This window comes from Streptomyces sp. NPDC003284 (genome assembly GCF_053589675.1).
Map to the genome: position 1 here is coordinate 198,124 of NZ_JBSFSI010000009.1, position 24,401 is coordinate 222,524.

The 24,401-nt window shown below is 74.0% G+C and carries 19 protein-coding genes; 11 read left to right on the top strand and 8 right to left on the bottom strand.

What is annotated here, in order from left to right; genetic code table 11:
• Positions 1 to 360: 360 nt before the first annotated feature.
• Positions 361 to 1,992, top strand: coding sequence for a phosphodiester glycosidase family protein (locus tag ACWDYF_RS20950; protein ID WP_389464745.1), 1,632 nt, complete (start codon positions 361 to 363; stop codon positions 1,990 to 1,992).
• Positions 1,993 to 2,064: 72 nt separating this feature from the next.
• On the opposite strand, the gene ACWDYF_RS20955 is transcribed toward ACWDYF_RS20950, so the two are convergent.
• Together ACWDYF_RS20955 and ACWDYF_RS20960 are read right to left on the bottom strand one after the other, a co-directional pair.
• On the bottom strand, positions 2,065 to 3,579 hold the full coding sequence (locus ACWDYF_RS20955) for a purine-cytosine permease family protein (RefSeq protein WP_389464742.1): 1,515 nt from the start codon (positions 3,577 to 3,579) through the stop codon (positions 2,065 to 2,067).
• 275 nt (positions 3,580 to 3,854) lie between these two features.
• Entirely contained in the window at positions 3,855 to 4,913 is a 1,059-nt protein-coding gene (locus ACWDYF_RS20960) for a substrate-binding domain-containing protein (RefSeq protein ID WP_018569863.1), read from the bottom strand.
• A gap of 203 nt (positions 4,914 to 5,116) precedes the next feature.
• Between ACWDYF_RS20960 and ACWDYF_RS20965 the strand changes: the two genes are divergently transcribed.
• Entirely contained in the window at positions 5,117 to 6,619 is a 1,503-nt protein-coding gene (locus tag ACWDYF_RS20965) for a right-handed parallel beta-helix repeat-containing protein (RefSeq protein WP_389464738.1), read from the top strand.
• On the opposite strand, the gene ACWDYF_RS20970 is transcribed toward ACWDYF_RS20965, so the two are convergent.
• The gene (locus ACWDYF_RS20970; RefSeq protein ID WP_389464735.1) at positions 6,598 to 8,649 is read right to left on the bottom strand and encodes a DUF2264 domain-containing protein; all 2,052 of its coding nucleotides are present in this window, start codon (positions 8,647 to 8,649) and stop codon (positions 6,598 to 6,600) included. The genes ACWDYF_RS20965 and ACWDYF_RS20970 overlap by 22 nt on opposite strands.
• Before the next feature lie 299 nt (positions 8,650 to 8,948).
• Here ACWDYF_RS20970 and ACWDYF_RS20975 point away from each other — a divergent pair, with 299 nt between their 5' ends.
• The 6 genes from ACWDYF_RS20975 to ACWDYF_RS21000 all read left to right on the top strand — a co-directional run bounded on the left by ACWDYF_RS20975 (position 8,949) and on the right by ACWDYF_RS21000 (position 16,516).
• Entirely contained in the window at positions 8,949 to 10,292 is a 1,344-nt protein-coding gene (locus ACWDYF_RS20975) for an ABC transporter substrate-binding protein (RefSeq protein WP_389464732.1), read from the top strand.
• Positions 10,289 to 11,269, top strand: coding sequence for a carbohydrate ABC transporter permease (locus tag ACWDYF_RS20980; RefSeq protein WP_389464729.1), 981 nt, complete (start codon positions 10,289 to 10,291; stop codon positions 11,267 to 11,269). Before ACWDYF_RS20975 ends, ACWDYF_RS20980 begins: the two co-directional genes overlap by 4 nt.
• Positions 11,266 to 12,147, top strand: a complete 882-nt coding sequence (locus ACWDYF_RS20985; protein ID WP_018569868.1) for a carbohydrate ABC transporter permease — start codon at positions 11,266 to 11,268, stop codon at positions 12,145 to 12,147. Before ACWDYF_RS20980 ends, ACWDYF_RS20985 begins: the two co-directional genes overlap by 4 nt.
• Positions 12,148 to 12,263: 116 nt before the next feature.
• The gene (locus ACWDYF_RS20990) at positions 12,264 to 13,244 is read left to right on the top strand and encodes a hydroxyacid dehydrogenase (RefSeq protein WP_389465116.1); all 981 of its coding nucleotides are present in this window, start codon (positions 12,264 to 12,266) and stop codon (positions 13,242 to 13,244) included.
• Between the two features lie 156 nt (positions 13,245 to 13,400).
• Positions 13,401 to 15,749 (top strand): GH92 family glycosyl hydrolase, encoded by a 2,349-nt coding sequence (locus ACWDYF_RS20995; protein WP_389464724.1) that lies wholly within the window; start codon positions 13,401 to 13,403, stop codon positions 15,747 to 15,749.
• Between the two features lie 149 nt (positions 15,750 to 15,898).
• The gene (locus ACWDYF_RS21000) at positions 15,899 to 16,516 is read left to right on the top strand and encodes a DinB family protein (protein WP_389464722.1); all 618 of its coding nucleotides are present in this window, start codon (positions 15,899 to 15,901) and stop codon (positions 16,514 to 16,516) included.
• A 32-nt stretch (positions 16,517 to 16,548) separates the two neighbouring features.
• Here the strand turns inward: ACWDYF_RS21000 and ACWDYF_RS21005 are convergent, their stop codons facing one another.
• Entirely contained in the window at positions 16,549 to 17,133 is a 585-nt protein-coding gene (locus ACWDYF_RS21005) for a TerD family protein (protein ID WP_018569872.1), read from the bottom strand.
• Positions 17,134 to 17,343: 210 nt separating this feature from the next.
• Between ACWDYF_RS21005 and ACWDYF_RS21010 the strand changes: the two genes are divergently transcribed.
• Positions 17,344 to 18,081, top strand: coding sequence for an SAM-dependent methyltransferase (locus ACWDYF_RS21010; RefSeq protein WP_389464719.1), 738 nt, complete (start codon positions 17,344 to 17,346; stop codon positions 18,079 to 18,081).
• A 37-nt stretch (positions 18,082 to 18,118) separates the two neighbouring features.
• Here ACWDYF_RS21010 and ACWDYF_RS21015 read toward each other — a convergent pair whose 3' ends face one another.
• A complete protein-coding gene (locus ACWDYF_RS21015) occupies positions 18,119 to 18,808 on the bottom strand; it encodes a class I SAM-dependent DNA methyltransferase (RefSeq protein ID WP_389464716.1) in 690 nt (229 codons plus the stop codon).
• Between the two features lie 228 nt (positions 18,809 to 19,036).
• Positions 19,037 to 19,729, bottom strand: a complete 693-nt coding sequence (snpA, locus tag ACWDYF_RS21020; RefSeq protein ID WP_381744324.1) for a snapalysin — start codon at positions 19,727 to 19,729, stop codon at positions 19,037 to 19,039.
• Positions 19,730 to 19,915: 186 nt separating this feature from the next.
• Here snpA and ACWDYF_RS21025 point away from each other — a divergent pair, with 186 nt between their 5' ends.
• Positions 19,916 to 20,983, top strand: a complete 1,068-nt coding sequence (locus ACWDYF_RS21025; protein WP_389464713.1) for a LysR family transcriptional regulator — start codon at positions 19,916 to 19,918, stop codon at positions 20,981 to 20,983.
• A 34-nt stretch (positions 20,984 to 21,017) separates the two neighbouring features.
• Here ACWDYF_RS21025 and ACWDYF_RS21030 read toward each other — a convergent pair whose 3' ends face one another.
• Both ACWDYF_RS21030 and ACWDYF_RS21035 read right to left on the bottom strand, forming a co-directional pair.
• Complete coding sequence (locus ACWDYF_RS21030) at positions 21,018 to 21,380, bottom strand: DUF1330 domain-containing protein (protein WP_018569877.1); 363 nt, start codon at positions 21,378 to 21,380, stop codon at positions 21,018 to 21,020.
• A gap of 124 nt (positions 21,381 to 21,504) precedes the next feature.
• Positions 21,505 to 22,566: an ABC transporter permease gene (locus tag ACWDYF_RS21035; protein WP_389464710.1), complete on the bottom strand. Its 1,062-nt coding sequence runs from the start codon at positions 22,564 to 22,566 to the stop codon at positions 21,505 to 21,507.
• Between the two features lie 310 nt (positions 22,567 to 22,876).
• Here ACWDYF_RS21035 and ACWDYF_RS21040 point away from each other — a divergent pair, with 310 nt between their 5' ends.
• The gene (locus ACWDYF_RS21040) at positions 22,877 to 24,292 is read left to right on the top strand and encodes an amino acid permease (protein ID WP_389464708.1); all 1,416 of its coding nucleotides are present in this window, start codon (positions 22,877 to 22,879) and stop codon (positions 24,290 to 24,292) included.
• Positions 24,293 to 24,401: the final 109 nt, after the last annotated feature.

Sequence of the window (24,401 nt, forward strand, 5' to 3'; positions counted from 1 at the left end):
CCGTCGCCGGTCGCCGGTCGCCTGCCGTCCGTCGCCGCGGGCCCGCGTCCGCCGTCGTCCGCCTCGGCTTTCCTTCTCCGGTTTCCATGGTTTTTTCCGTCTTTGTCGTGCAGGGACATTGTGCTGAAGATCGGCAACCTGTGCCCGGCGGGACGGCTGCCCCGTCCCGCGCTCTTCACTCGTCGCTCCGCCCCGGCGTCCACGGCGCCCGGCCACGCGTCGCGCAGGTGTTCGTCGAGTGTTCCCCGCGCCGTCACCGGCCGGAGCCGTCCCCGCTCCCGCCCGCGGGTTCTCATCGGTTCGGACAGACGGCCGGCACAGCTCGTGCGGGCCCCAGGCAAGGGGAGTAGGGAGAACGCCATGAGCCACCAGCGCGCCCGGTACACCGCGCGAGCACGCGTACTGCTCGGCGCCGGCGCGGTGCTCGCCGTCGTCGCGTCGGGCGGACTGTGGGGAACGGCCGAGGCCGCCGCGCCCGGCCCGGCGGCCACCGGCCGTCCGGCCGCGCCCGCGCCGGTCTGGACGAGCACGACGCTCGCGCCGGGCGTGCAGGTGCGCAGCGCGACCATCGAGAACACCGCCGCGAGACCACTGTGGACGGTCACCGTGCAGGCACCGGCGACCAGCCGCCTGAGCGGCGCCGCGACCTGGGCGCCGCTGGGTTCGCGGTCCTGGGCCGACGCGACCGCCGAGCGGTTGCGGGCGGGCGGCTTCGTGCCCCGCGTAGAGCCGGTGCGCTGGCCCGCGTACGCCGACACCCCGCACGGCGTCATGGGCCTGCGGGTCCGGATCGGCTCCTACGCCACCGAGGCCGCCGCGCGCACCGCCGCCCAGGAGGTGACGGCGGCCGGGTTCCGCACCGCCGTCGACTGGACGGGCTACGACGCCGACCAGCCCGCCGACCGGCAGAACGTGCACGTCGCCGTGGTCGACCCGCGCACGTTCACCGGTACGGTCCAGGGCACCCACGACGGCGCCGTGGCCCGGCGCGCGACCACCTCGTCGGTCGCCGCGAAACTGGGTTCGCTGGTGGGGGTGAACGCGGGCTTCTTCGTCACCGCCGACGCCGACGGCGTGCAGGGGACGCAGTCGGGGCTCAGCGCGGACGACGGCGAGCTCCAGTCGATGGCGGCCGGTTCCCGGGCGGCGCTCATCATCGAGGACGGGGGCCGCCGGGCCCGGGTGGCGGACCTGACGTCGACCGTCACCGTCCACGCGGGCACACGCAGCCACGCGGCCCAGGGCATCAACCGGACGCCCGGACTCGTCCGCGACTGCGGGCGCCCGGGAGCGGCGCCCAGCGAACGCCCCTGGCAGGACGTCACCTGCCACTCCACCGACGAACTGGTCCTGTTCACGGACGAGTTCGGGGCGCCGCTGCCCACCGGACCCGGTACGCAGGCCGTCCTGGACGCCCAGGGCCGGGTGGTGTCGGCCGGGGCCCGCGGCGGCTCGGTCCCGGCGGGCGCAAGGGTCGTGCAGGGCATCGGTCCGGCCGGCGACTGGCTGGCCGCCCACGCCCGTCCCGGGCACCGGATCGGCGTCGAGGAGGTCGTGCGCGACACGGCGGGCCGCCGGGTGCGGCTCGGCCGCGGCGACAGCATCGTCAGCGCCGCCCCCACCCTCCTCGCTCATGGCCGGATCCACATCGACGCGGCGGCCGAGGGCGTCGTCGATCCCCGGGACCTGTCGTTCGGCTACGCCTGGTCGAACGTCCGACAGCCGCGCACCATGGCGGGGGTCGACGCGCGGGGCCGGCTGATCCTGGCCACGGTGGACGGCCGCAGGACCGACGGCAGCGAGGGCTTCACCCTCCAGGAGGCCGCCGCCTTCATGCGCTCGCTCGGAGCCGTGGACGCGCTCAACCTCGACGGCGGCGGCTCCACCGCCATGGCGGTCGGCGGCGTCCTGGTCAACAACCCCTCGGACGCCACGGGCGAGCGCGCGGTCGGCGGCACCGTCCAGGTGCTGCCGGGCCGGACCCGGCCGTGACCTGGGCCGGGGCGGCCGCCTCCGGCGTCGGCCGGGCCGCCCCGGCGCGTCCCACCGGGTGCGGGCGGCCGGTCACTCCCCCCGCGGGGTGAGCGGCGCGGCGCCCGGCCGGTCCGCGGGGGCGGCCGGCCCCCGTCCGTCGAGCCGGGAGCCGGTCGGCCCCTCAAACGCCCCTGGTGCCCCGGACAGCACGGGCGCCCCGGCCGTCTCGGGGAGAGCGGGCGCGGTGGCGCGGCGGCGCGTGCCGACGACGTAGTAGAGCACCGCCGGGACGACCAGGCCCACGATCCAGGAGATGTCGGCGCCGCCCAGCGGGTCCACGAGGGGACCGGTGTAGAAGCTCGTGGACAGGAACGGGAACTGCGCGGCCAGCGCGATGCCGTAGACGGCCAGCGCTCCCAGCCGCCAGCCGCCGTAGCGGCCGTCCGGGTCGGAGAGGGCCGGCAGGTCGTAGCGCTCCTTGGAGATCAGGTAGTAGTCGACCAGGTTGATCGCCGACCACGGGGTGAAGAACGTCAGCAGGAAGAGCAGGAAGTCGGCGAAGGAGTCCAGGAAGGAGTTCCGCCCGGCGAGCGCGACGGCGGTGCCCGCGACCATGACGGCGGCGATGTAGGCGGCGCGTCCGCGCTGCGACAGGGCCCGCTGGCCGCGGAAGCCGCTCACCCCGGTCACGATCGACATGAAGCCGCCGTAGGTGTTGAGCACGTTGACGGTCAGTTTGCCGAGCGCGACGACGAAGTAGAGACAGGACGCGACCAGGCCGGCGCCGCCCAGGCCCACGACATAGCCGACCTGGTCGTCGAGGAAGGCCGGGCCCGCGGTCGCCGCCACCAGGACGCCGAAGGCCATGGACCACTGGGCGCCGAGCACGGTGCCGCCGAGCGTCCAGCCGAAGGTCGCGCGGGCGGAGGTGGTCCGCGGCAGATAGCGCGAGTAGTCGGCCACGTACGGTCCGAAGGCCAGCTGCCAGGAGGCCGACAGGGACATCGCCAGCAGGAACATCGGCAGCGAGAAGTGGTGCTGGTGGGCGACGACGTCCCCGAGGTCGATCCGGCCCAGGAGTCTGCCGCCCAGATAGAGGAAGCTGAGCGCGCACACCACGCTGGCGACCCGGCCCAGGGCGTGCACGACGCGGTAGCCGACGGCCGCCACCACCGCGGTGACCAGCGCGAACAGCAGGATGCCGGGCACCGGTCCGAGGTGGGTCAGCTTGCCGACGGCCTGCCCGGCGAGCACGGACCCGCTGGCGAAGAAGCCGATGTACATCACGACGACCAGGACCAGCGGGACGACCGCGCCGCGCACCCCGAACTGGGCCCGGGAGGAGATCATCTGCGGCAGTCCGAGCCGGGGCCCCTGCGCGGAGTGCAGGGCCATGACCGCGCCGCCGAGCAGGTTTCCGGACAGCAGGCCGATCAGCGACCAGACCACGTCGCCGCCGAGGACCACGGCGAGGGCACCGGTGACCACCGTGGTGATCTGGAGGTTGGCCCCGAGCCAGAGCGTGAACTGTGAGAACGCCGTGCCGTGGCGCTCCTCGTCGGGGACGACGTCGATGGAACGCCGTTCCACCACTGTCTGGGCCATGATTGCTCCGTCCTGGTGGACACGCTGGACGATCTCGCCAGGCCCGGTGCCCGAGGAGCGCGGACCGGCTGCATATGGCTATGCAGACTATGCACTGATGAATGGAATGCCAATAGTCCGCAGCTTGATCGATCGGACCGCGCAATGATCGATCAACTGCCGGGGCAGCCGGTCGGTCCGGCCCGGCCCGCAGGACGACCGGCCGGCCGACGTCCGCCGTCCCCCGCCGGTCGCGCGGACCGTCGCGAAGGTCCGTCGCGAGGACCGTCGCGAGGTCAGTCGCCGCCGCAGGAGGAGCGCACCTTCAGCTCCGGGAGCAGTTCGATCCGGTGGACGGGCAGGGCGTCGCCGTGCCGCAGCCGGCGCAGCAGCAGGTCGACGGCGGCGGCGCCGACGGCGCGCTTGGGCGGGGCCACCGCGGTCAGCGGCGGGGCGCCGAGCGCGGCGAAGACGTCGTCGTAGCTGATCAGCGCCAGGTCCTCGGGCACGGACAGGCCGCGCGCCCGCAGCAGTGCCGGGAGCTGGATGGCGTCCTGGTCGTTGTGCACGAGCGCGGCCCGTACGCCCCGGTCGGCGGCCTCGGCGAGGCTCCGGGACACCAGTTCGGGGGCGGTGGCGGGGTCGTCGATGTCGATCACCGGCTGCGGGGTCAGCTCCAGCAGTTCGCACGCCTCGGCGTAGCCGCTGCGCACCCGCAGGGCGGTCCAGGTGTCGCGGCGGGCCGCGAGGGCGACCGTCAGATGGTCGAGCGCGGCCAGGTGGCGCAGGGCGAGCAGGACGCCGTGGTGGTGGTCGGAGCTGACCGAGTCCAGTTCGGCGGCGGGGGTGCCGGCAGCGGCGCGGCGCTCCACCAGTACGGCGGGCACGGGCAGCTCGTGCAGCCAGCGCCGGTCCTCGGGCTCGGCCCTGGACATCCAGTTGGGGGTCAGCATGAGCCCTTCGGCGCCCGACCTGAGGAGCTGTTCCGCCTGCGCGCGGTCGGCTCCCGGGTCGTAGGACGAGATACCGAGCACCAGGTGGGCCCCGGCGTCGGCCGCGGCGGCGCGGGCCCCGGCGATCACCTCGTCGAAGTACTGGCTGACGGTGTGGCTGACCGTGGGCACGATCAGCCCCAGGGTGCGGGCGTCGGCCGGGGTGCCGGAGCGCTCGTCGGGCACCGAGACCGAGCCGTGCGCGCGGCGCAGCCGCCCCGCCTCGGCGAGCGCCGCGACATCGCGGCGCACGGTGACGGCCGGCAGGTCGAGACGGGCCGCGAGGTCCGTCACCCGGACCGTGCCGAGCTTGCGCACGATCTCGAGGATCCGCGTCCGGCGCTCGTCCGCCGCGATCGACATGACGGTCCCTTTCTCAGCTGGCCTGACTCCTCGTCGAGGCTATCATTCGATAGCCGATTGATCTAGTGCTCAGCTATCGGTCATCCAAGCCCATCAAACGCAAATTTTGATCGATAGTCGATCGCCTTGTTCGTTTGTATTGACTCGATCGAACGGTGCTCCTAGCTTCTGGGCCCCACCAGCAGCCCAGGAGGAGCACCCTCATGAGCCTCAGAACCCTCGGCACGGGCCTCGTCGCGGCCGCCCTGGCCGCGGCCGGCGCCCTCGCCCCGTCCCCCGCCTCGGCGACCGCCCTCTCCCCCCGCCTCGCCGGCACCACCGTGCACCTGGACTGTTCGCGGTCCACCGACGGTACCGGCTCGCTCGACTCCCCGTACAACTCCCTGGCCTCGGTCGCCGCCCTGACGTTCCGGCCCGGGGACACCCTGGCCCTGGCCGCGGGCACGACCTGCCACGGCACGCTGACCCCGCACGGCAGCGGCACCGCGGCCGCGCCCGTCACCATCGCGCCCTACGGCAGCGGCGCCGCCCCGGTCGTCGACGCGGGCGGCGCCGAGAACGCGCTGCACCTGAAGGACCAGGACCACTGGCGCATCGGAGCGATCAGGCTGACCGATCCGGCGAGCACCCTCGCCCAGCGGCAGGGCCTGCTCATCGAGTCCACGGACGGCCGTACGCACTCCGGGTTCGACGTCGACGGGCTGATCGTCGACGGCGTGGCGGGCGAGACGGACAAGGCGACGCACGCCACGGCGTTCTCCCAGTCCGCCTGCATCCGCACCGGCGTGTCCGGCACCGGCTCCCTGCTGGCGGATGTCCACATCCACCGCACCCGGGTCGGAAACTGCGGCGGCGGAGGCATCAAGGTCCGCGTCGGCGCCGCCAACACCCTCCTGGGCCACGACGTCCTCGTCGACCACAACACCGTCACCGCGGTCGGCGGCGACGGCATCATCGTCTCCTACGCCGAGTCGCCGCTGATCGAGTACAACACCGCGGCAGCCCTGGGCACCGGCACCTATCCGTGGACCGGCGGCAACTTCGCCGGGATCTGGGTGCTCGGCGACCACGACGCCGTGATCCAGAAGAACGCCGTGTACGGCAGCGTCATGTCGGCCTACGACAGCGAGGCGTTCGACTGCGACTGGGGCAACACCGGCCACTGCACGGTGCAGTACAACTTCAGCCGGGACAACGCGGGCGGCCTCTTCCTGGACTGCGACGGCTGCGGGACCAGCGGCGGCGCCACCGAGGTGGTGCGCTACAACGTCTCCGAGAACGACTGCCGCATGGTGGGCGCCTCGGGCGGCCGGTCGGCGCTGCGCTTCCACAACAACGTCGTCTACTGCCCGGACCGCAGGCTCGACATCGGCGTGCCCGCGAACAGCCTGCTGGAGAACAACATCTGGGTGGGCCGCGCGGACTCCCGGCTGCCCACCGGGGCCGGTGTCTCCTGGCAGTGGAACGTCTTCCAGGGCGTGCCGCGCCCCACGGCCAACGGCATCGAGGGCGACCCGGGCTTCGTCGCCCCCGGCACCGGCGGCGACACCCTGGAATCCGCCGCGGGCTACCGGCTCACGGCCGCCTCGCCCGCGCTGCGCAACGGCGGGGTCGTCGCCGACAACGGCGGCCGCGACTACTGGGGTGCGCCGGTGTCCGCCACGGCCAAGCCCAACCGCGGCGCCTACGAGGGCCCCGGGCTGTAGTCGCCGGGCGCGGACGGGGTCACGGTGACGCCGTCCGCGCGGAGCAGTGCCGTGGTGCCACCGCCGCCGGGCCAGTGGACGACCAGCCGGTGCCCCCCGGGGACGGCGGTGACGGTGGTCCGCGCGGCGGGCGGCGCGGCGGGCGGCGCGGCGGGCGGCGCGGCGGGCGGCGCGGCGGGCGGCGCGGCGGTGTCCGTGCCGCTCAGCCGCAGCAGCGAGACGAACAGGCACTCCTGATCCGTCACGGTGCCGGTGAGCACCGGCACCGCTCCGCACGGCCCGAAGGCGGTACCGGCGGGCAGGGCGTGCGCTGCCGCGCCGCCGAAGCCGTGCAGGGCGGCGGCCTCGGACACCAGCACGCGTGCGGCGGGCGGTTCCGGGGCGGCCTCCGGCCCGGAACCGGGTGCGGGCACGGTGGCCTGTGCCCGCACCCGGCCGTCGCCGGCCACGGTCTCCACCGCCTCCCCGGCCACGGCCCAGCCGGTGTGCCGTACGGCGGTCCCGGCGGCGGCACCGCGGACCAGGTGCGCGTGCACCTCCAGGGCGCCGTCGGCGAGGACGAGGGAGGTGACGGCGGTGCCGGGCAGCTCGGCGCCCCGGATCCGGGGCCGGTGGGCGGAGGCGGCCCAGCCCGGCCCGGCACCGAGCGGGCGGATCGGGCCGCGCTCGCTCGCCTCGTCGCCGTCGAGCAGGGCGAAGTGGTTGTCGGCCGTCCCCTCGAAGACCGGCCCGGTGGCGGTGGAGTGGGCCAGGCGGGAGTACAGCGGGTCGTCCGGCAGCACCTCGTCGGCGGGCTGGTCGTCGCTGCCGTGGTTGTGCACCCGGACCAGTCCGTCCGCCGCGGTGGACTGGATCAGCCGGCCCGGCGCGGGCAGGCCCAGCACGGTGTCGGCGCGTTCGGCGGGCGCGGGCTCCTCCGGGTCGGTCCACACCGGGTGGTCCGCGGGCAGCAGCAGGCCGAGGAAGCCCTTGCTCGCCCAGTACGGGGAGGCAGGGCCCGAGTACGACTGCACCAGTGGCGGGCAGGGTCCGTACCAGCCGAGCGTGAGCAGGCCGTGCCCGTCCACGGCGCCGCGGTCGAGGAAGTGGCGCAGCGCGCCGGAGGCGAGGCGCCGGGTGGTCCCCGGCGTCAGCGGGGTGCGGCCGGTCAGGGCGCCGGTCCACAGCGCGGCGGCGGAGGCGAAGCGGTAGATGAGCGAGCGGCCCTGGTGCAGCGGGGCCCCGTCGCCGCCGAAGGTGTGCGCGAAGCCCTGGAGATGGGCCTCCAGGCGGGCTCCGTGGCGGGCCAGGAGCCGCTCGTCGCCCGCCAGGTGGGCGTGCAGGACGGGGTAGAGGTGGAAGGCCCAGCCGTTGTAGTGGTCGACGGCGCGCGGGCGGCCGTCGGTGTACCAGCCGTCGCCCAGGTACCAGCGCTCGATCCGGGCCAGCCCCCGTGTGACGGCGTCCTCGGCGGCCCGGGTGTGGTGGCCGGTCCCGGCGAGGAAGCCGCCGACGGTGACCTGGAAGAGCCACCAGTTGTTGTCGACGGGGGTGTGGCGCAGCGCGCCGGCGAGCCAGTCGGCGGCGCGGGTGCGGACCGGCGCGGGCAGGCGGTCCCACAGCCAGGGGCGGGTCAGGCGCAGCGCGAGCGCGATCGAGGCGGCCTCGACCATGGCCTGGCCCCGGTCGGTGACGGCGGGCCAGGCCACCGGGTCGCGGCCGGTCAGCTCCGTCTCGGTGGTGGGCGACCGGGTGCCCGCGGCCAGCCCTTCGGCGTACCGGTCGAGCAGGCCCAGCGGGTCGTGCCCGGCGGCGCCCGCGACGCGCAGGGCAGCCAGCAGGAACGTACGGGCGTACCCCTCCAGGCCGTCCGAGCGCGGCCCCGACCGGCTCGGGCGCGGCCCCGGCAGGGAGATCAGCGCGTGTTCCGGTCCGGCGTGCGGTGCCACCGCGGCGAGCAGTCCGTCCGCCGCCGCCTCCCAGTGGGCGCGGGTCCAGCCGGTGTACGGGCTGCGGACGCGGTCCTCGGGCGGGAAGGGGGGCAACGGCATGGCGGGGCTCCTGGCTCGGGGGTGCCGAATCTAGGAGCCGGGCGATCGATCGTCAATGTGATCGATCGAATGATCTGCCCATGACGGCGGGTTGCTACGAAATCCGCAGAGAGCGCCCGCTCGGGCACCCTCGCCAATTGATCAGATTCGATCATTCGATCGGAAGGTATTGACTTCGATCGTAAGTGTTCCCAAGATGTGCCTACCCGGGCCCGACGGCCACGGAGTCCGGCAGGCGTCGTCGTCACCGGATCCGCACCGGGCACCTTCCACCCGTCTCGTTCCCCAGGAGCCGAGCCATGTCCGCTGCCCCCGCCCGCAGTCGCAGAGTCCGCCGAGCCGCCGCCGCGCTCACCGCCGCCGCCCTGTCCGCCACGCTCCTCGCCGCCTGCGGCTCGGGCGACGACGACGGCCCGGCCGCGGGAGCGGGCAAGCCCGTCGACATCACGTTCTGGGGCTGGGCCAAGGGCACCAAGCAGGTGGTGGACGCCTTCAACTCCTCGCACAAGGACGTCCACGTCAGCTACGAGGAGATTCCCTCCGGTTCGGCCGGCGGCTACGCGAAGCTGTCCAACGCCGTCAAGGCGGGCAACGCGCCCGACGTCTTCAACGTCGAGTACCCGCAGCTGCCCGACTTCGTCAGCCAGGGCGCCGTGCAGGACATCAGCCAGTACGTCGACTCGGGCCTCAAGGGCAAGTACCTGCCGCAGGCGGTGCAGCTGACCACGCTCGGCGGCGCCACGTACGCGCTGCCGCTGGACGCCGCGCCGCAGGTCTTCTACTACCGCAAGGACCTGTTCGCCAAGGCCGGCATCAAGCCCCCCGCCACCTGGGACGAGTTCCGCACGGCCGCCGAGAAGCTGAAGCAGGCCGCGCCGGACAGCCGGATCGCCACCTTCTTCCCCGACGACCCGACCACCTTCGAGGCGATGGCGTGGCAGGCCGAAGCCCCCTGGTTCGGCACCTCGGGCGACTCCTGGCAGGTGAGCGTGGACGGGCCCGGCACCCAGAAGGTCGCCGCCTACTGGCAGAAGATGATCGACGACGACCTGGTGCGGGTGGAGCCCTCCTTCAGCCAGCAGTGGACCGCCTCGCTCCAGAAGGGGCAGACCGCCGGCTACCTGGGCGCCTCCTGGGGCGGCGGCGTGCTGAAGGGCACCCTGCCCAAGGACCAGTCCGGCAAGTGGGCCGTCGCCCCGCTGCCCTCCTGGAACGGCACCCCGACCAGCGGCATGCTCGGCGGCAGCACCTTCGCCGTCTCCAAGGACAGCAAGAAGGCGAAGGCCGCCGTGGAGTTCGCCACCTGGGCCACCACGACCGCCCAGGGCATCCAGGCCCGTATCTCCTCCGGCGACTCCTCGGCCTACCCGGCCGACCCCGAGCTGGTCCCGGTCGCCGCCAAGGCCTTCGCCACCGACTTCTACGGCGGCCAGGACATCTACGCCGTCTACCAGAGCGGCGCGCGGTCCATCGGGCAGAAGTGGACCTGGGGACCGGCGATGGGCGTCACCAACAACTCCCTCAAGGACTCCTTCGGCAAGCTCTCCACCCGTTCCGGCACCATCGCCCAGGCGCTGGCCACCGCGCAGAAGGACACCCTCTCCGAGATGAAGAACCGCGGTCTGAAGGTCGCCACGCGATGACGCCCGCCTCCCCCGCGGCAGCCCGCGCGCTGCCCGCCGCCTCCCCGTGCGCCGCCGCCCCCCGGCCGCGGCGGCGGCGGTTCGCGGCGCCCGCCGTGCTGCTCGCGCCGTTCTTCCTGCTCTTCACCGCGGTCACGCTGGTGCCGATCGGCTACGCCGTCCATCTGAGCCTGTACGCCGAGCACCGCTCCGGCCTCGGCTTCGGCGGCAGCGAGACCGTCTTCACCGGCCTCGGCAACTACACCCGGGCCCTGGGCGACGCCGCCTTCCGGGCCGGGTTCTCGAACCTCCTCCAGTACTGCCTGCTGTACATCCCGCTGATGATGGCGCTGGCCCTCGCGCTGGCCCTGCTGCTGGACTCCGCGCTGGTCAGGGCCCGCCGCTTCTTCCAGCTCGCGCTGTTCCTGCCGCACGCGGTGCCCGGCACCATCGCCGCGCTGGTGTGGGTGTACCTGTACACCCCCGGCATCAGCCCGGTGATCGACGCGCTCAACTCCTTCGGCGGACAGACCGATCTGCTCGGACACCCGCTGCCCGCCGTCGTCAACATGGCGGTGTGGGAGTGGACCGGCTACAACATGGTGATCTTCTTCGCCGCGCTCCAGGCCATCCCGCGCGAGGTCCTGGAGGCCGCCGTCGTCGACGGCGCCGGGCCGCTGCGCACCGCCCTCAGCATCAAGGTCCCGCTCATCCGCTCCTCGCTCACGGTGGTGGGCCTGTTCACCGTCATCGGCTCGCTCCAGCTGTTCACCGAGCCGGTGATCCTGCACGGCACCACCCCGAGCGTCGTCTCCACCTGGTCCCCCAACATGTACGCCTACACCGCGGCGTTCGAACGGCACGACTACGGCCTGGCCGCCGCGTCCTCCGTCCTGCTGGCGCTGGCCGCCGCCGCGCTCTCCTTCGTCGTCACCCGCGCCACCCGCGGCCGGGGCCGGCGCACCCGGTCCCAGCACGCCACGGAGGCCGCCGCATGACCACCGCCACCGCAGACCCCGGCGCCCCGCGCGACCGCGGCCGCCCCTGGTCGCTGTCCAAGGCGGCCGTCAACGGCGCCCTGGTGCTGGCCACGGCCTACACCCTGCTGCCGCTGGTCTGGCTGCTGACCGCCGCCGCCAAGAACACCGGCGACCTGCTCGGCGGCCGCAGCCTCTCCCCCGCCACCTGGCACCTGGGCGCCAACCTGCACGCCCTCGCCACCACCGGCGACGGCATCTACTTCCGCTGGTACCTCAACTCCCTGCTGTACGCCGGGATCGGCGCCCTGCTGTGCGCCCTGGTGTGCGTCTGCGCGGGCTACGCCTTCCACGTCTACACCTTCCCCGGCAAGGAACAGCTCTTCGGTCTCGTCCTGCTCGGCGTGCTGGTGCCGACCACGGCGCTCGCGCTGCCCATGTACCTGCTGGCGAGCGAACTCGGGGTCGTCAACACCTTCTGGGCCGTCTTCGTGCCCAGCCTGGTCAACCCGTTCGGGGTCTATCTGGCGCGGGTGTTCTGCGCCGGATACGTGCCCGGCGAGGTCCTGGAGGCCGCCCGCATGGACGGCGCCGGGGAGCTGCGGACCTTCTGGTCGGTGGGCCTGCGCATGGTGATGCCCGGCTTCGTCACCGTCTTCCTGTTCCAGTTCACCGCCATCTGGAACAATTTCTTCCTCCCCCTGGTGATGCTCTCCGACAACCGGCTCTTCCCCGTCAGCCTCGGCCTGTACAGCTGGAACACGCAGACCCACGCCTTCCCCGAGTACTACCCGCTGGTCGTCACCGGCTCCCTGCTCGGCATCGTCCCGCTGGTCATCGCCTTCATCGCCCTCCAGCGTCACTGGAAGGCCGGCCTCACCGCAGGAAGCGTCAAATGACGTCCGCCCCTGCCGCACACGCACCGGAGAACCGAGTGTCCAACCCCCCTACCGCACCCGCCGCGCAGCCGCACACCGCCACCCCCGGTCAGCGGCGCCCGCGCACCCTGCTCGCCATGCACTCCGACCTCGCCGCACGGCTGATCGACCCCGGCACGCTGGAGCGGCTCACCGCCCTCGCCGACCTCGACCCCACACTGGTCGCCGACGACTTCGACGAGCCGCGCGCCGCCGCCGCGCTGCGCGAGAGCGAGGTCATCGTCAGCAGCTGGGGCTGCCCGCCGCTGGACGAGTCCGTCCTGGAGCGGGCGCCCCGTCTGCGGGCCGTCATCCACGCCGCCGGATCGGTCAAGCACCACATCACCGACGCCTGCTGGCGGCGCGGCATCCAGGTCACCTCGGCGGCCTGGGCCAACGCCCTGCCCGTCGCGGAGTACACGGTCGCCGTGGTGCTGCTCGCCAACAAGCAACTGCTGCGCATGCGCGACGACTACCGCGCCCGGCGCGGCCCCCACGACTGGCTGGCCGCCTACGGCGGCGCGGGCAACTACCGGCGCACGGTCGGTGTCGTCGGCGCCTCCCGCATCGGGCGCCGGGTCCTGGAGCTGCTGCGCCCCCACGACCTCGACCTGCTGCTGCACGACCCCTACGTCGGCGCCGAGGAGGCGGCCGCGCTGGGCGCCCGCTCCGTCGAGCTGGACGCGCTGTGCGCGGCGAGCGACGTGGTCACGGTGCACGCGCCCGAACTGCCCGGCACCCGGCACCTCATCGACCGCCGCAGGCTCGCCCTGTTCCGCGACGACGCGACCCTGGTGAACACCTCCCGCGGCTCCCTCGTCGACCAGGACGCGCTCGTCGACGAGCTGCGCACCGGCCGGCTCAACGCGGTCCTGGACGTCACGGTCCCCGAGGTGCTGCCCGCCGACTCCCCGCTGTACGACCTGCCCAACGTCCTGCTCACCCCGCATGTCGCGGGCTCCCTCGGCGGCGAACTGCACCGCATGGCGGCGGCCGCCGCCGACGAACTGGCCCGCTACGCGGCCGGGTTGCCCTTCGCCCACCCGGTCCTGCACGAGGACACCACCCGCTCGGCCTGACCCGCGAGGGCGCCCTGGGCACCCCGCCGGAGCACGCGGACCGGACCCGCCACGGTCCGGTCCGCGTCCGCTCTTGACGAGTACACGTACAACGCCGAAGAATGAGCCGCGCTCTGACAACGTTGTCCGTGTTTTTCGGTGGAGGAGTTGACGCCCATGAGATGGACCCGGCGAACACGCGCTGTGGGAACGGCCGTCGCGGCCGTCGCGCTCCTCGGCGCCGCCCTCACCGCGCCGGTCGCACAGGCCGCCGCGCGCGATACCGGCCAACTCACCGACCTGGTCAACCCGTTCATCGGCACCGAGAACGAGGGCAACACCTATCCCGGCGCGGCCGTGCCCTTCGGCATGGTGCAGTTCTCGCCGGACACCGGGCACAACACCGGCTACGACCACTCCCAGAACCACATCCGGGGCTTCTCCCTGGTGCACCTGTCCGGGGTGGGCTGCGGACTCGGCGGCGACCTGCCCGTGCTGCCGACCACCGGCGACGTCACCGAGACCGACAACGCCAGGTACGAGGCGGAGTTCAGCCACGACACCGAGCAGGCGGGCCCGGGATACTACAAGGTCGGCCTGAAGAACGGCATCGGCGCCGAACTCACCGCGACCGCGCGCACCGGCGTCCAGCGCTACACCTTCCCCGCCACCGACAAGGCCAACGTCCTGCTCGACGCGGGCCAGTCGCTGCACCGCGTGATCTCCACCCAGGTGGAGGTGCTCGACAACCGCACCGTGCGCACTGCCCTCACCGGCAGCGGCTTCTGCCAGGACACCGAGCCGTACACGGTGTACACGATCACCCGCTTCGACCGGCCCTTCACCTCCTTCGGCACCTGGGACGGCTCCTCCGTCACCGCGGGCTCGCGCAGCGGGCACGGCGGCGCCTACGTCCGCTTCGACACGACGAAGGACCGTACCGTGGAGGCGACGACGGCCCTGTCGTACGTCGACGCCCGCGGCGCCGCCCTCAACCTGCGGGCCGAGGGCGGCCGTTCCTTCGACCGGGTGCGCGAGGCCGCGCGGCGGTCCTGGGAGGACCGGCTCGACGACGTCCGGGTCAAGGGCGGCAGCGACACGCTCCGCCGCACCTTCTACTCGTCCCTGTACCGGTCCTTCCTCGCGCCGAACATCGGCAGCGACGCCGACGGCCGGTACACCGGCTGGGACCAGCGCGTCCACCGTGCCAAGGGCTTCACGTACTACCAGAACTGGTCGCTGTGGGACACCTACCGCACCCAGTCGCAACTGCTGTCGCTGCTCGCGCCGCGCGAGGCGCGCGACATGGCGGTCTCCGTCATCCACATCGACGAGGAGAGCGGCTGGCTGCCCAAGTGGGGCTACGGCACGGTCGAGACGAACATCATGACCGGCGACCCGGTCACCCCCTTCCTCACCAACGCCTATCAGCAGGGCCTGCTCAAGGGCCGCGAGGGGTACGAGGAGCGGGCCTACCGCGCCCTGCGGAAGAACGCCGACGGCGTACCGCCCGCGGACTCCCCCGCCGTGGGCCGCGAGGCCAACAAGGAGTATCTGGCGAAGGGGTTCGCGCCCTACATCAAGGGCCGTCCGCACGCCAAGCCCGGCGACTCGGACTACGACCACGGTCCGTCCGCGACGCTGGAGTACGCCCTGTCGGACGCCATGCTCGCCGAGATGGCCCGCGGCCTCGGCCATGACGCGGACGCCGCGCGCTACGCCGCACGGGCGCAGAACTACCGCGCGGTCCTCGACCCCTCGACCGGCTTCTTCCGCGCCCGCGACGCCTCCGGCGCCTTCACCGGACCGGCCGACCCGGCGCAGAGCGAGGGCTTCCACGAGGGCACGGCCTGGCAGTACCAGTGGCTGGTGCCGCAGGACCTGCCCGGCATGATCGGCCTGATCGGCGGCGAGCAGGCGGCCAACGCCCGGCTCGACTCCTTCTTCGCCTACGAGCAGTTGGTGCGGGACCCGGCGAAGACCGCCCGCGAGGTGTGGGTCAACGGGCCGTACGACTACTACAACGCGGACAAGTACAACCCGCAGAACGAGCCCGACCTCATCGCCCCGTACACCTATCTGTCGACCGGCCAGCCGTGGAAGACCACCGACGTGGTGCACGCGGCCCTGACCCTGTTCACGGACACCCCGACCGGGATGACCGGCAACGACGACCTGGGCACCATGTCCGCCTGGAACGTGCTCTCGTCGATCGGTGTCTTCCCGGTGCAGCCCGGCTACGCCACCTGGGGCCTGTCCACCCCGGTCTTCGAGCGCGTCGACCTGACGCTGGACCGGCGCTACTACCCGCGCGGCGCCCTCACCGTCACCGCGCCGGGCACCTCGGACGCGAGCCACTACATCCAGTCGGCGCGCCTCGACGGCTCCGCCTACGGCCGTACGTATCTGACGACCGGCGATCTCCGGCACACCCGGTCGCTGTCGTTCACCGTGGGAGCCCGGCCCTCCACCTGGGGCACGGGTGCGCAGGCGGGACCGCCCCCGCTGAACCGGCCCTCCTCCTGAGCCCGCCCGGCCGGTGTCCCCGCTGCCGGAGCGGGCAGGGACACCGGCCGGGCGGCCCGCGCCCGATAATGGCGGGCGGGGCGGGGCCCGTTGTGGCAGGGTGACCGGCCGGCCGCCCCGCCGGGGGCGACGGAACACCAGGAGCGCCCGTGGTCCCCCCTCGTCTCGTCCCCCTGCTCGCGCAGTTCGACTTCGCGTACGCGCGGCTGCGCGGCCGGCTGGCCGGGCCGGTCATGGACAGCGGCGACGGGACGGACACCCGGGTCGAACCGCTCACCGACGAGGAGTACTTCTGGGAGCCGGTGCCGCGGTGCTGGTCGGTGCGGCGGCGGACGGACGGGCCGGGCGCGCGGGCGACGCTGCTGGCCGGTGCCGGTGACTGGGGGCGCGACGCCGCCGCGTACCCGCATCCCTGGCCGCCGCCGTTCACGACACTGGCCTGGCGGCTGAGCCACCTCGGCGAGATGCTGGCGCTGCGCGCCGACCACACGGCGGGCTCGCACCGGCTGACCCGCGACGGCCACCCGGTCCCGGGCGGCGCCGCCGAGGCGCTCACGGCCCTGGAGGCGGGCGCCTCGGCCTGGCGGCGGGCCCTGCTCGGCGCGGACGACGCGGCGCTGGACACCGTCGGACACTGCACCTATCCGCACGGCGGCGACGCGGAGGAGCCGTTCGCCGACGTCGTGTGGTGGGTCAACCAGGAAGTGCTGCACCACGGCGCCGAGATCGCCCTGCTGCGCGACCTGTACCGGGACCGGCGGCGCTGAACCGCGGGCGGCCCGGGGCCCCGGGCCCGCGGTCACTTGCTGACGGCGAAGCGCATCAGGGCGTGCTCGTCGCCCTGCTTGATCTTGCCCGTCACATTGATCACTTCGAGCTTCCAGGAGCCGCCCACGCGCAGCGCCTTGGCCACGGCGCAGCCGTTGTCCTGGGTGAGCAGGCTCGGCCAGATGTCGGCGACCTGCTGGGAGGTGCCGCCGGTCGCGTCGTACACCTTGAAGCTGATGTTGCGCGCCTTCTGGAAGGAGCTGCCCTTCTTGAAGGCGGCGGCCACGAACACGATCGAGGTGATCTGCTGCGGGATCCGGGCGAACTCGACCGTCACCGTCTCGTCGTCGCCGTCACCGCGGCCGGTCTGGTTGTCCCCGCTGTGCACGAGCGAGCCGTTGCCCATCGGGTCCAGCGAGTCCAGGCCCGCCAGGCGCACCGGGTCGCCGCCCTGCATCGCGACGGCGATCAGGTCGAGGTCGGTGCCGGCCTTGCGGCGCAGCATGCCCATCACGCCGCCGCTGGCGCCCGCGGTGGGGTCCCACGACACTCCGATGGACAGATGCGTGACCCCGTCCAGGTCCGCCGGGCCGTCTTCCTTCGTCAGCGTAATCATCCGTTGATCATCCTCTGGTCATGCGAATCGCGGTACCCAAAGTGTGCCTGGAGGTTCCGGCGTGCTCGACGGCGGGTCCGCACCGCCCCGGTTCCTCCCGGATGATGCGGATGGTTCCCCGGCGGTGGTTCCCCGGCGGCGGGCCCGGTTTCCGCGGGCCGCCGGGAAAATGCGGTGTCCCGGCACGCCGCCCCGTGTCAGGCTCCGCCGGTGAACCGTGCCCAGATCTCCCGGCTCGCCCACGCCGGCCATCCGATCGCCGCCCCGCTCGACGACGAGTCCGTACGCCTGCTGCTGGACGGCCTGCTGCCCCGCGAGGAGGCCCGGGTGCTCGACCTCGGCTGCGGCGGCGCCGAGTGGCTGCTGCGCGCCCTGGCCATGCGTCCGCTGCTGCGCGCCGAGGGGGTGGACGTCGCCGCGGAGGCGCTGGACGGCGCCCGCGACGCCGCGCACGCCCAAGGGGTACGGGACCGGCTGCTCCTGCATCAGGCGGACGCGGCCGCGTTCACCTGCGCGCGCCCGTTCGACGCGGTGCTCAGCGTGGGCGCGACGCATGCCTTCGGCGGTCTGCGCGCCACCCTGGCGGCGGCCCGCCGCCATCTGGCCCCGGGCGGGCGCCTGCTGATCGGCGACGGTTTCTGGGAGCACCCGCCCTCGGCCGAGGCGGTCGGGATGCTCGGGGACCTCGGCGACCTGCCCTCGGTCCTGGACACCGTCGCCGCCGATGGCTGGACACCGGTCGGCGGGCACATCAGCTCGCGCCGCGAACTGGACGCCTACGAGTGGGCGTGGACCGGGTCGCTGGCCTCCTGGGCGCTGGACCGCCCCGGCGACCCGGACGGCGCCCAGGCGCTCGCGGCGGCCGCCGAGCACCGCGCGGGCTGGCTGCGCGGCTACCGGGACAGCTTCGGTTTCGTCTGCCTGGTGCTGCGCCCGTCCTCCGGCTGAGGAGGCCGAGCGACCGGCGCGGGCGCCGCGCGGCCCGTCAGCCGCGTCGTGCGCAGTGCAGGAAGAGGTGTTCCTCGGGCGGCGCGTCCGGGCCCGCGGGGGCGTACGAGGCCGAGGACTCGGCCAGCACGTCGAAGCCGGCCCCTTCCACCACGGTCCGCAGCGCGGCGCGGGGATAGCCGGACACCCGGATCGTGCGGCCCAGGAACGGGATCGGGACGTCGTCCGCGTCGGCCTCGACCATCGCCAGGGCGAACAGGCCCCCGGGCGCGAGCAGTTCGCGGATCCAGGTCAGGGCGAGGGGGATCTCCGCGCGGGGCAGCATGAGCAGCGAGAAGAAGGCCGCGGCCGCGTCGAACCGGCCGAGGCCGAGCGGGCCGCCGGGGCGCAGGTCGGCGAGGTCCGCCCGGTGGAAGCGCGCCCCGGGCACCCGCTCGCGGGCCAGCTCCACCATGGTGGCCGACAGGTCGACGCCGACGACGTCGAGGCCCGCCTCGGCCAGCCGCCGCGCGGTCGGCACCCCGGTGCCGCAGCCGACGTCCAGGACCCGGGCCCCGGCGGGCAGCGCGGAGATCAGCCGGTCGGTGGCCGCGAGTTGGCCCTCCTTGTGCGGGAACGCCTCGTCGTAGCGGTCGCCGATGGCGTCGAACGCCTCGGCCTGGCCGGTGCGGTCGCGCGGCGGGACGCCGTGGCCCGCCTCCTCGGCGGAACTGTCCGTGCGGCTCATCCGATGTCTCCCCCTCGCGCCCTCGCGCCTCGTCGTGCGCCCGGCCGTCCGCCGTCCGGTGCGCACGGGGTGACGTTACCCGTCCGGACGGGCCCGTGGCGCCGACGACGGGGCCGTGCACGGCACTTGGGGCGGCGGGGCGGCGGCCGGAGCGCGCGACGGCGCGGACCGGGGCCGGGGCCTCGGTCCGCGCCGTCGCGCTCGCTCGGGGAGTGCGCCGCCGGGCCGTCAGCGCACGCTGTTGACCTTGCTCAGCGCCTTGGCCAGGCCGTTGGCCCACAGCTGGTTGACGCGGGCGCGCTCGTTGGCGTTCGGGTAGCGGTTGGTGCAGGACGGGCCGGGGCCGCCGCCCGACATCAGCTCGCTGCACGGGCCGCTGTAGTGGTCGGGCAGACCGAGCACGTGGCCGGTCTCGTGGGTGACGACGCGGACCGAGTCGTACTGCTGGTTCTGCGAGTAGTCCAGGAAGATGTAGCCGCGGCCGTGGCCGTCGGTGGAGGCGTAGGACCCGTTCTGCGGGTCGTTGCCCTCGTAGTACGAGAAGTCGGCGCTGCCCGAGGAGGCGGCCAGCTTGACGTTGGTGACGGAGCTGTTCCAGATGGAGGCGGCGCTCGATATCTGCGAACGGAAGCTCGGCGCCTGGGCGGCGCTGTAGTAGACGGTGACCGACTTCAGGTTGGGGTGCGCGGCCTGCTTCTCGGCGACCGACTTCATGACCGCGTCGAAGAACGCCTGGGTGTCGGCGGTGTGCGCGGCGGTGCCCGTGTACCGGGCGACGGTGGCGGGACCGGAGGCGTCCGGGGCGGCGGCGGCCGGTCCGGCGGTGCCCAGCGCGGCGGAGGCCAGGCCGAGTCCGAGCGCGAGGGCCACGAGTCTGCGGACGGACTTCGTGGCCGCGGCGCCGGTGCGGGAGGACGACATGTGGGGGCTCCTACTCGTTCGGTGTGGGGTGTGAACGGTCGGTTGCGGATGAGTCTCGGGCAGGCCAACGCCGCCGGGATGATGGCAACTTGGGATAGCACGGGGCTATCGGGGGCCGACTCGTACGGTTCCGTCGCCATTTGCTCGTCTGGTGCGGCGCCGCCGCCCCGCCCTACGCTCCCCCTCATGGAGCTCGAGGTGAGGCATCTGCGCGTGCTCTGCGCCATCGCCGACACCGGCAGCCTGCACCGGGCCGCCCGTGAACTCGGCATGGCTCAGCCCTCGTTGAGCACCCAGCTGCGCCGGATCGAGCAGACCCTCGGCGGTCAGCTCTTCGTCCGCACGCGCACCGGCTGCCGGCCCACGCCGCTGGGGCGCGCCGTGCTGAGCCGGGCCCGGCCGCTGGTGAGCGAGCTGGCCGCGCTGGTCACCGAGACCCGGGCGGCCGCGGCCCGCGCCGGGGGACCCCAGTTGCGCATCGGCGCCACGGCCAGCCGCGCCATCCCGGGCTGGCTGCGGCGGCTGCGGGCGCGCACCCCGCGCACCGAGCCGACCCTCCAGATGGATGTCTCCGCCAACTCCCTGCTGCGCATGGTGGCCTCGGGCCGGCTCGACATGGCGTTCGTGCACGAGGTGGAGGGCAGTCCGCTGCGGGTGCCGTCCGGGCTGTGCCTGCGGGTGCTGGTGGAGCGCGAACCGCAGTTCGTGTGTCTCGCCGTCGACCATCCGGCGGCGGCGCGGCACGAGGTGCGGCTGCGCGATCTGGCGGCGGACCGGTGGATGGTGGACTCCACGGTCGACGGGGAGTGGGACGCGCTGTGCCGGGTGCTGCGCGCGGCGGGGCTGCGGCCCGACATGCTGCACGGCGACTACCTCACCGCGTACTCGCTGGCGGCCACCGGCGAGGTGGTGACGGTCAGCCAGCCCACGACGCGGCCGCGTTCCGACCTCGCCGTCCGGCCTCTCCTCGGCGACCCGATCGGGGTGCGGCTGCTGCTCGCGGCGCGCAGCGAGGACGAACTGGACCGGGGTTACGCCGAGTTGGAGGAGGCGTACTGGGAGGCGGCGCGCCAGGCCCCGGCGTACCGGGAGTGGCTGGGCCGTGCGGGCGGGCCCGGCACGGCGGCCGACGAGGCGGCGGCGGGCGTCAACGGCACCCTCGACGACGACGCCGGTCCCCGCGGGCCGCTGTCCTCACCGGCCGCGCTGCCGCGTCCGGACGGGCGCGGCGGGCGGCGGGTGCCCGCCGGATGAGAGCGGCGGGCCGGGCCCGTCCGGGCGGCACGGGTCAGGCGTCCGGGGCCGGTCCGGCGGGCAGCGCCTCGCGCATCGCCCGCGCGGTGGCGGCCGGGTCGTAGCCCTCCGGCACGCCCGCGACCAGGATGATGTCGCCCTCGACATGGCGGGAGCGCAGCGGTGCGATCTCCCGGTAGGCGGGCGAGTCCCACCAGGCCCGCGCCTCGGTGATCCCGGGGAAGCCGATGACCACGACATGGCCGGGCCAGGCGCCCTCCTTCACCTCGTGCGCGGTGGCGTGCACCAGGAAGCGGCCCCCGTACGGCGCGAAGGTGGCGGTGATGCGCTCGATGTACTCGGCGGTCTCGGGGTGCGGCGCGGCGTCGCGCAGATGGGCTATGGCGTAGGCGGTCATGACGTCCTCCGGTCGGTCGCGCCGGTCTCACTGCGTATGCCGGTGATCGTGGCACCGGGTGCGGGGCGGCGTCGATGACCTGACAGGTAACCGGCGGGGCGGCAGCCGCGGAGCGGTCGGCGCGTCAGGCGGCCGCGTGCGCCGGGCGGGCCTCGCGGCCGCCGGGGTGGCGGTGCCGCCAGACCCAGAAGACCGCGCAGGAGACGACGGCCCAGGCGGCGAGGACCAGGAACGGGAAGGCGTGCTGGTGTCCGGCGAAGTAGACGGCCGTGTGCTGCGCGTTCACCGAGGCGCCGGGCGGCAGCCAGCGGCCGACCGCGCCGAGCGGGGACGGCAGCAGCGGCCAGGAGACCGCGCCGCCGGAGGAGGGGTTGCCGAGCAGCACCATCAGTCCCCAGGTCGGCAGCATCGCCCAGCGCCCGAAGAGGGTGTTGAACATCGAGAAGACCATCCCGGAGGCGAACATCGTGAGCGCCAGGATCAGCCAGGACTCGACGAACGGCAGGTCGAGGGCGCCGAGCAGCCAGTCCACCACGGCGGCGATCACGAAGCCGCCGAGCAGCGCGTAGGCGACGGTGAAGGCGATGCGCTCGGCCGGGTCGAGCGCCCGCGCGTGCACGCTGAGCTGGATGGCGCCGACGAAGCCGATGATCACCGCGGCGAGCGAGATGTAGAAGATCGCGAGGCCGCGCGGGTCGCCGTGCTGGAGCGGTTTGAGGTCGCGGACGGTGACCTGGACGCCGGTGGCCCGCCCCACCTGCTGCGCGGCCTCCTCCAGCACCTGGGCGACCGTGGCGCCCGAGGCGCCGGACACGTCGAGCAGGACGGTGCGCCGGTCGGGCGGGACGTCGAGCACGGCGAAGACCCGCTGGTCGTCCACCGCGGTCCGGGCCTCGGCGGCGGTGGCGTAGGGGCGCAGCTTGAGGGAGGCGGACAGCGCCTTCTCCATGCCGGTGACGAAGCGGCGGCTCTCCGGCGTGTCGTGGTGGCCGACGACAGCGGTGGGGATGGTGTGCGGGGTGGGGTTGGCCATGGCGTACGTGTAGGAGCCGGCGAAGAGCCCGGCGGCCGCGGCGAGGATCAGCGTCAGGACGGTCGCGGGCAGGAACGGGGACTTCCGGAACGCGGCCCAGCGCTCGGCGGGGGTGGGGGGCCGGCCGTGCCCACCGTGCGGCAATTCGGACATGACGCCCACGCTAGGTCATCCTGCGGTCACTCCTCTCGCCGAGCGCGACCGGTCCCGCGCGGCGCGGCCCCGGCACGGGGCTCCCCACCGGTCGCCGCCGCGGGCCGCGACGGGGCCGCACCGGAGGCCGGACGATCCCCGCCCGCAGGCGCCCCACGGCGCACTTTTTCCGGTTCCCGACGATCCTATACCGGACAAAAACGTGTGATTTGGCGGAATGCCGGACCCTGCCCGACCATGGGGCCTGCCCGGCGATCCCGGGTGCCGCCCGGCGACCCCGGGCACTGTCCGACGAGAGGCGCACCACCCCATGCACGTCCCCGGGACCGTCCCGCCGGCCGCGGCCGCGCGGGAGACCCCCGCGGCCCCCGTTCCCGCCGGGACCACTCCCGCGGGCGAAGAGGCTCCCTCCCCCGGCAGGCACGCCCGCCGCTTCGGGCTGCCGGTCGCCACCGCCCTGGTCATGGGCAACATCATCGGCGGCGGCATCTTCCTGCTCCCCGCCTCCGTCGCCCCGTACGGCACGGTCAGCCTGGTCGCCTTCGGCGTCCTGACCGCCGGGGCCGTCGCCCTCGCCCTGGTCTTCGGCCGGCTCGCCGAGCGCGATCCGCGCACCGGCGGGCCCTACGTCTACGCCCGCGCGGCCTTCGGCGACTTCGCCGGGTTCCTCGCGGCCTGGGCGTACTGGATCACCACCTGGGTGTCGAACGCCGCGCTCGCCGTCGCCGCGGTCGGCTATCTGGACGTACTGATCCCGGTGAACGGCCACCGCTGGACCGCGTGCCTGGCCGCGCTCGCCCTCCAGTGGCTGCCCGCGCTCGCCAACTTCGCCGGGACCCGCTACGTGGGGGCGGTGCAGGTCGTCTCCACGGTGCTGAAGCTGGTGCCGCTGCTGCTGGTCGCGATCGGCGGGCTGTTCTTCTTCGACCCGCGCAACCTCGGCCCCTTCCACGCCGGCGGCGGCAGCACGGTCGGCGCGGTCTCGGCCGCCGCCGCGCTGCTGCTCTTCTCCTACCTGGGCGTGGAGTCGGCCGCGGTGAGCGCGGGCGAGGTCAGGAACCCCCGGCGCAACGTCGGCCGGGCCACCGTCATCGGCACCACCGGCGCCGCCCTCGTCTATCTGCTGGGCACGCTGTCCGTCTTCGGCACGGTCGCGCACAGCCGTCTGGTGGAGTCCGGGGCACCTTTCTCGGATGCCGTGAACGCCATGTTCGGCGGTTCCTGGGGCGGCTGGGCCGTGGCGCTGGCCGCCCTGGTGTCGATGACCGGCTGCCTCAACGGCTGGACCCTGCTGAGCGCCCAGACGCCGTACGCCGCCGCCCGGGACGGGCTGTTCCCGGCGGCCTTCGCACGGCGCCGGCGCGGGGTGCCGACCTTCGGGGTGGGCGTCACCGTGGTCCTCGCCTCGCTGCTCACCGTCTACAACTACGCCTCCGGCTCGGCCGGGGTCTTCCGGGTCCTCGTCCTCGTCACCACGTTCACCGCGACCGTGCCCTATCTGCTCGCCACGGCCGCGCAGATCTTCCACCTGGTCTCCGGGCACCGCGACCGGGTGGACCGGGGCCGTCTGGTGCGGGACGGCGTGGTCGCCTCGGTGGCCGCCGCCTTCTCGCTGTGGCTCGTCGCGGGCGCGGGCTACGCGGCCGTGTACCAGGGGGTGCTGTTCCTGTTCGCGGGCGTCCTCGTGTACGCGGTGATGGCGGCCCGCCGTTCCCGGGCGGCCTGAGCCGGACGGGGCCCCGGCCCGTACCGGACGCGCGGCACGGTGAGGGGTCCGGCGCCACGGGCGCGTACCGGCGGGCCGCGCTGGTTATGTTGAGGGCGAGCGGTACGTC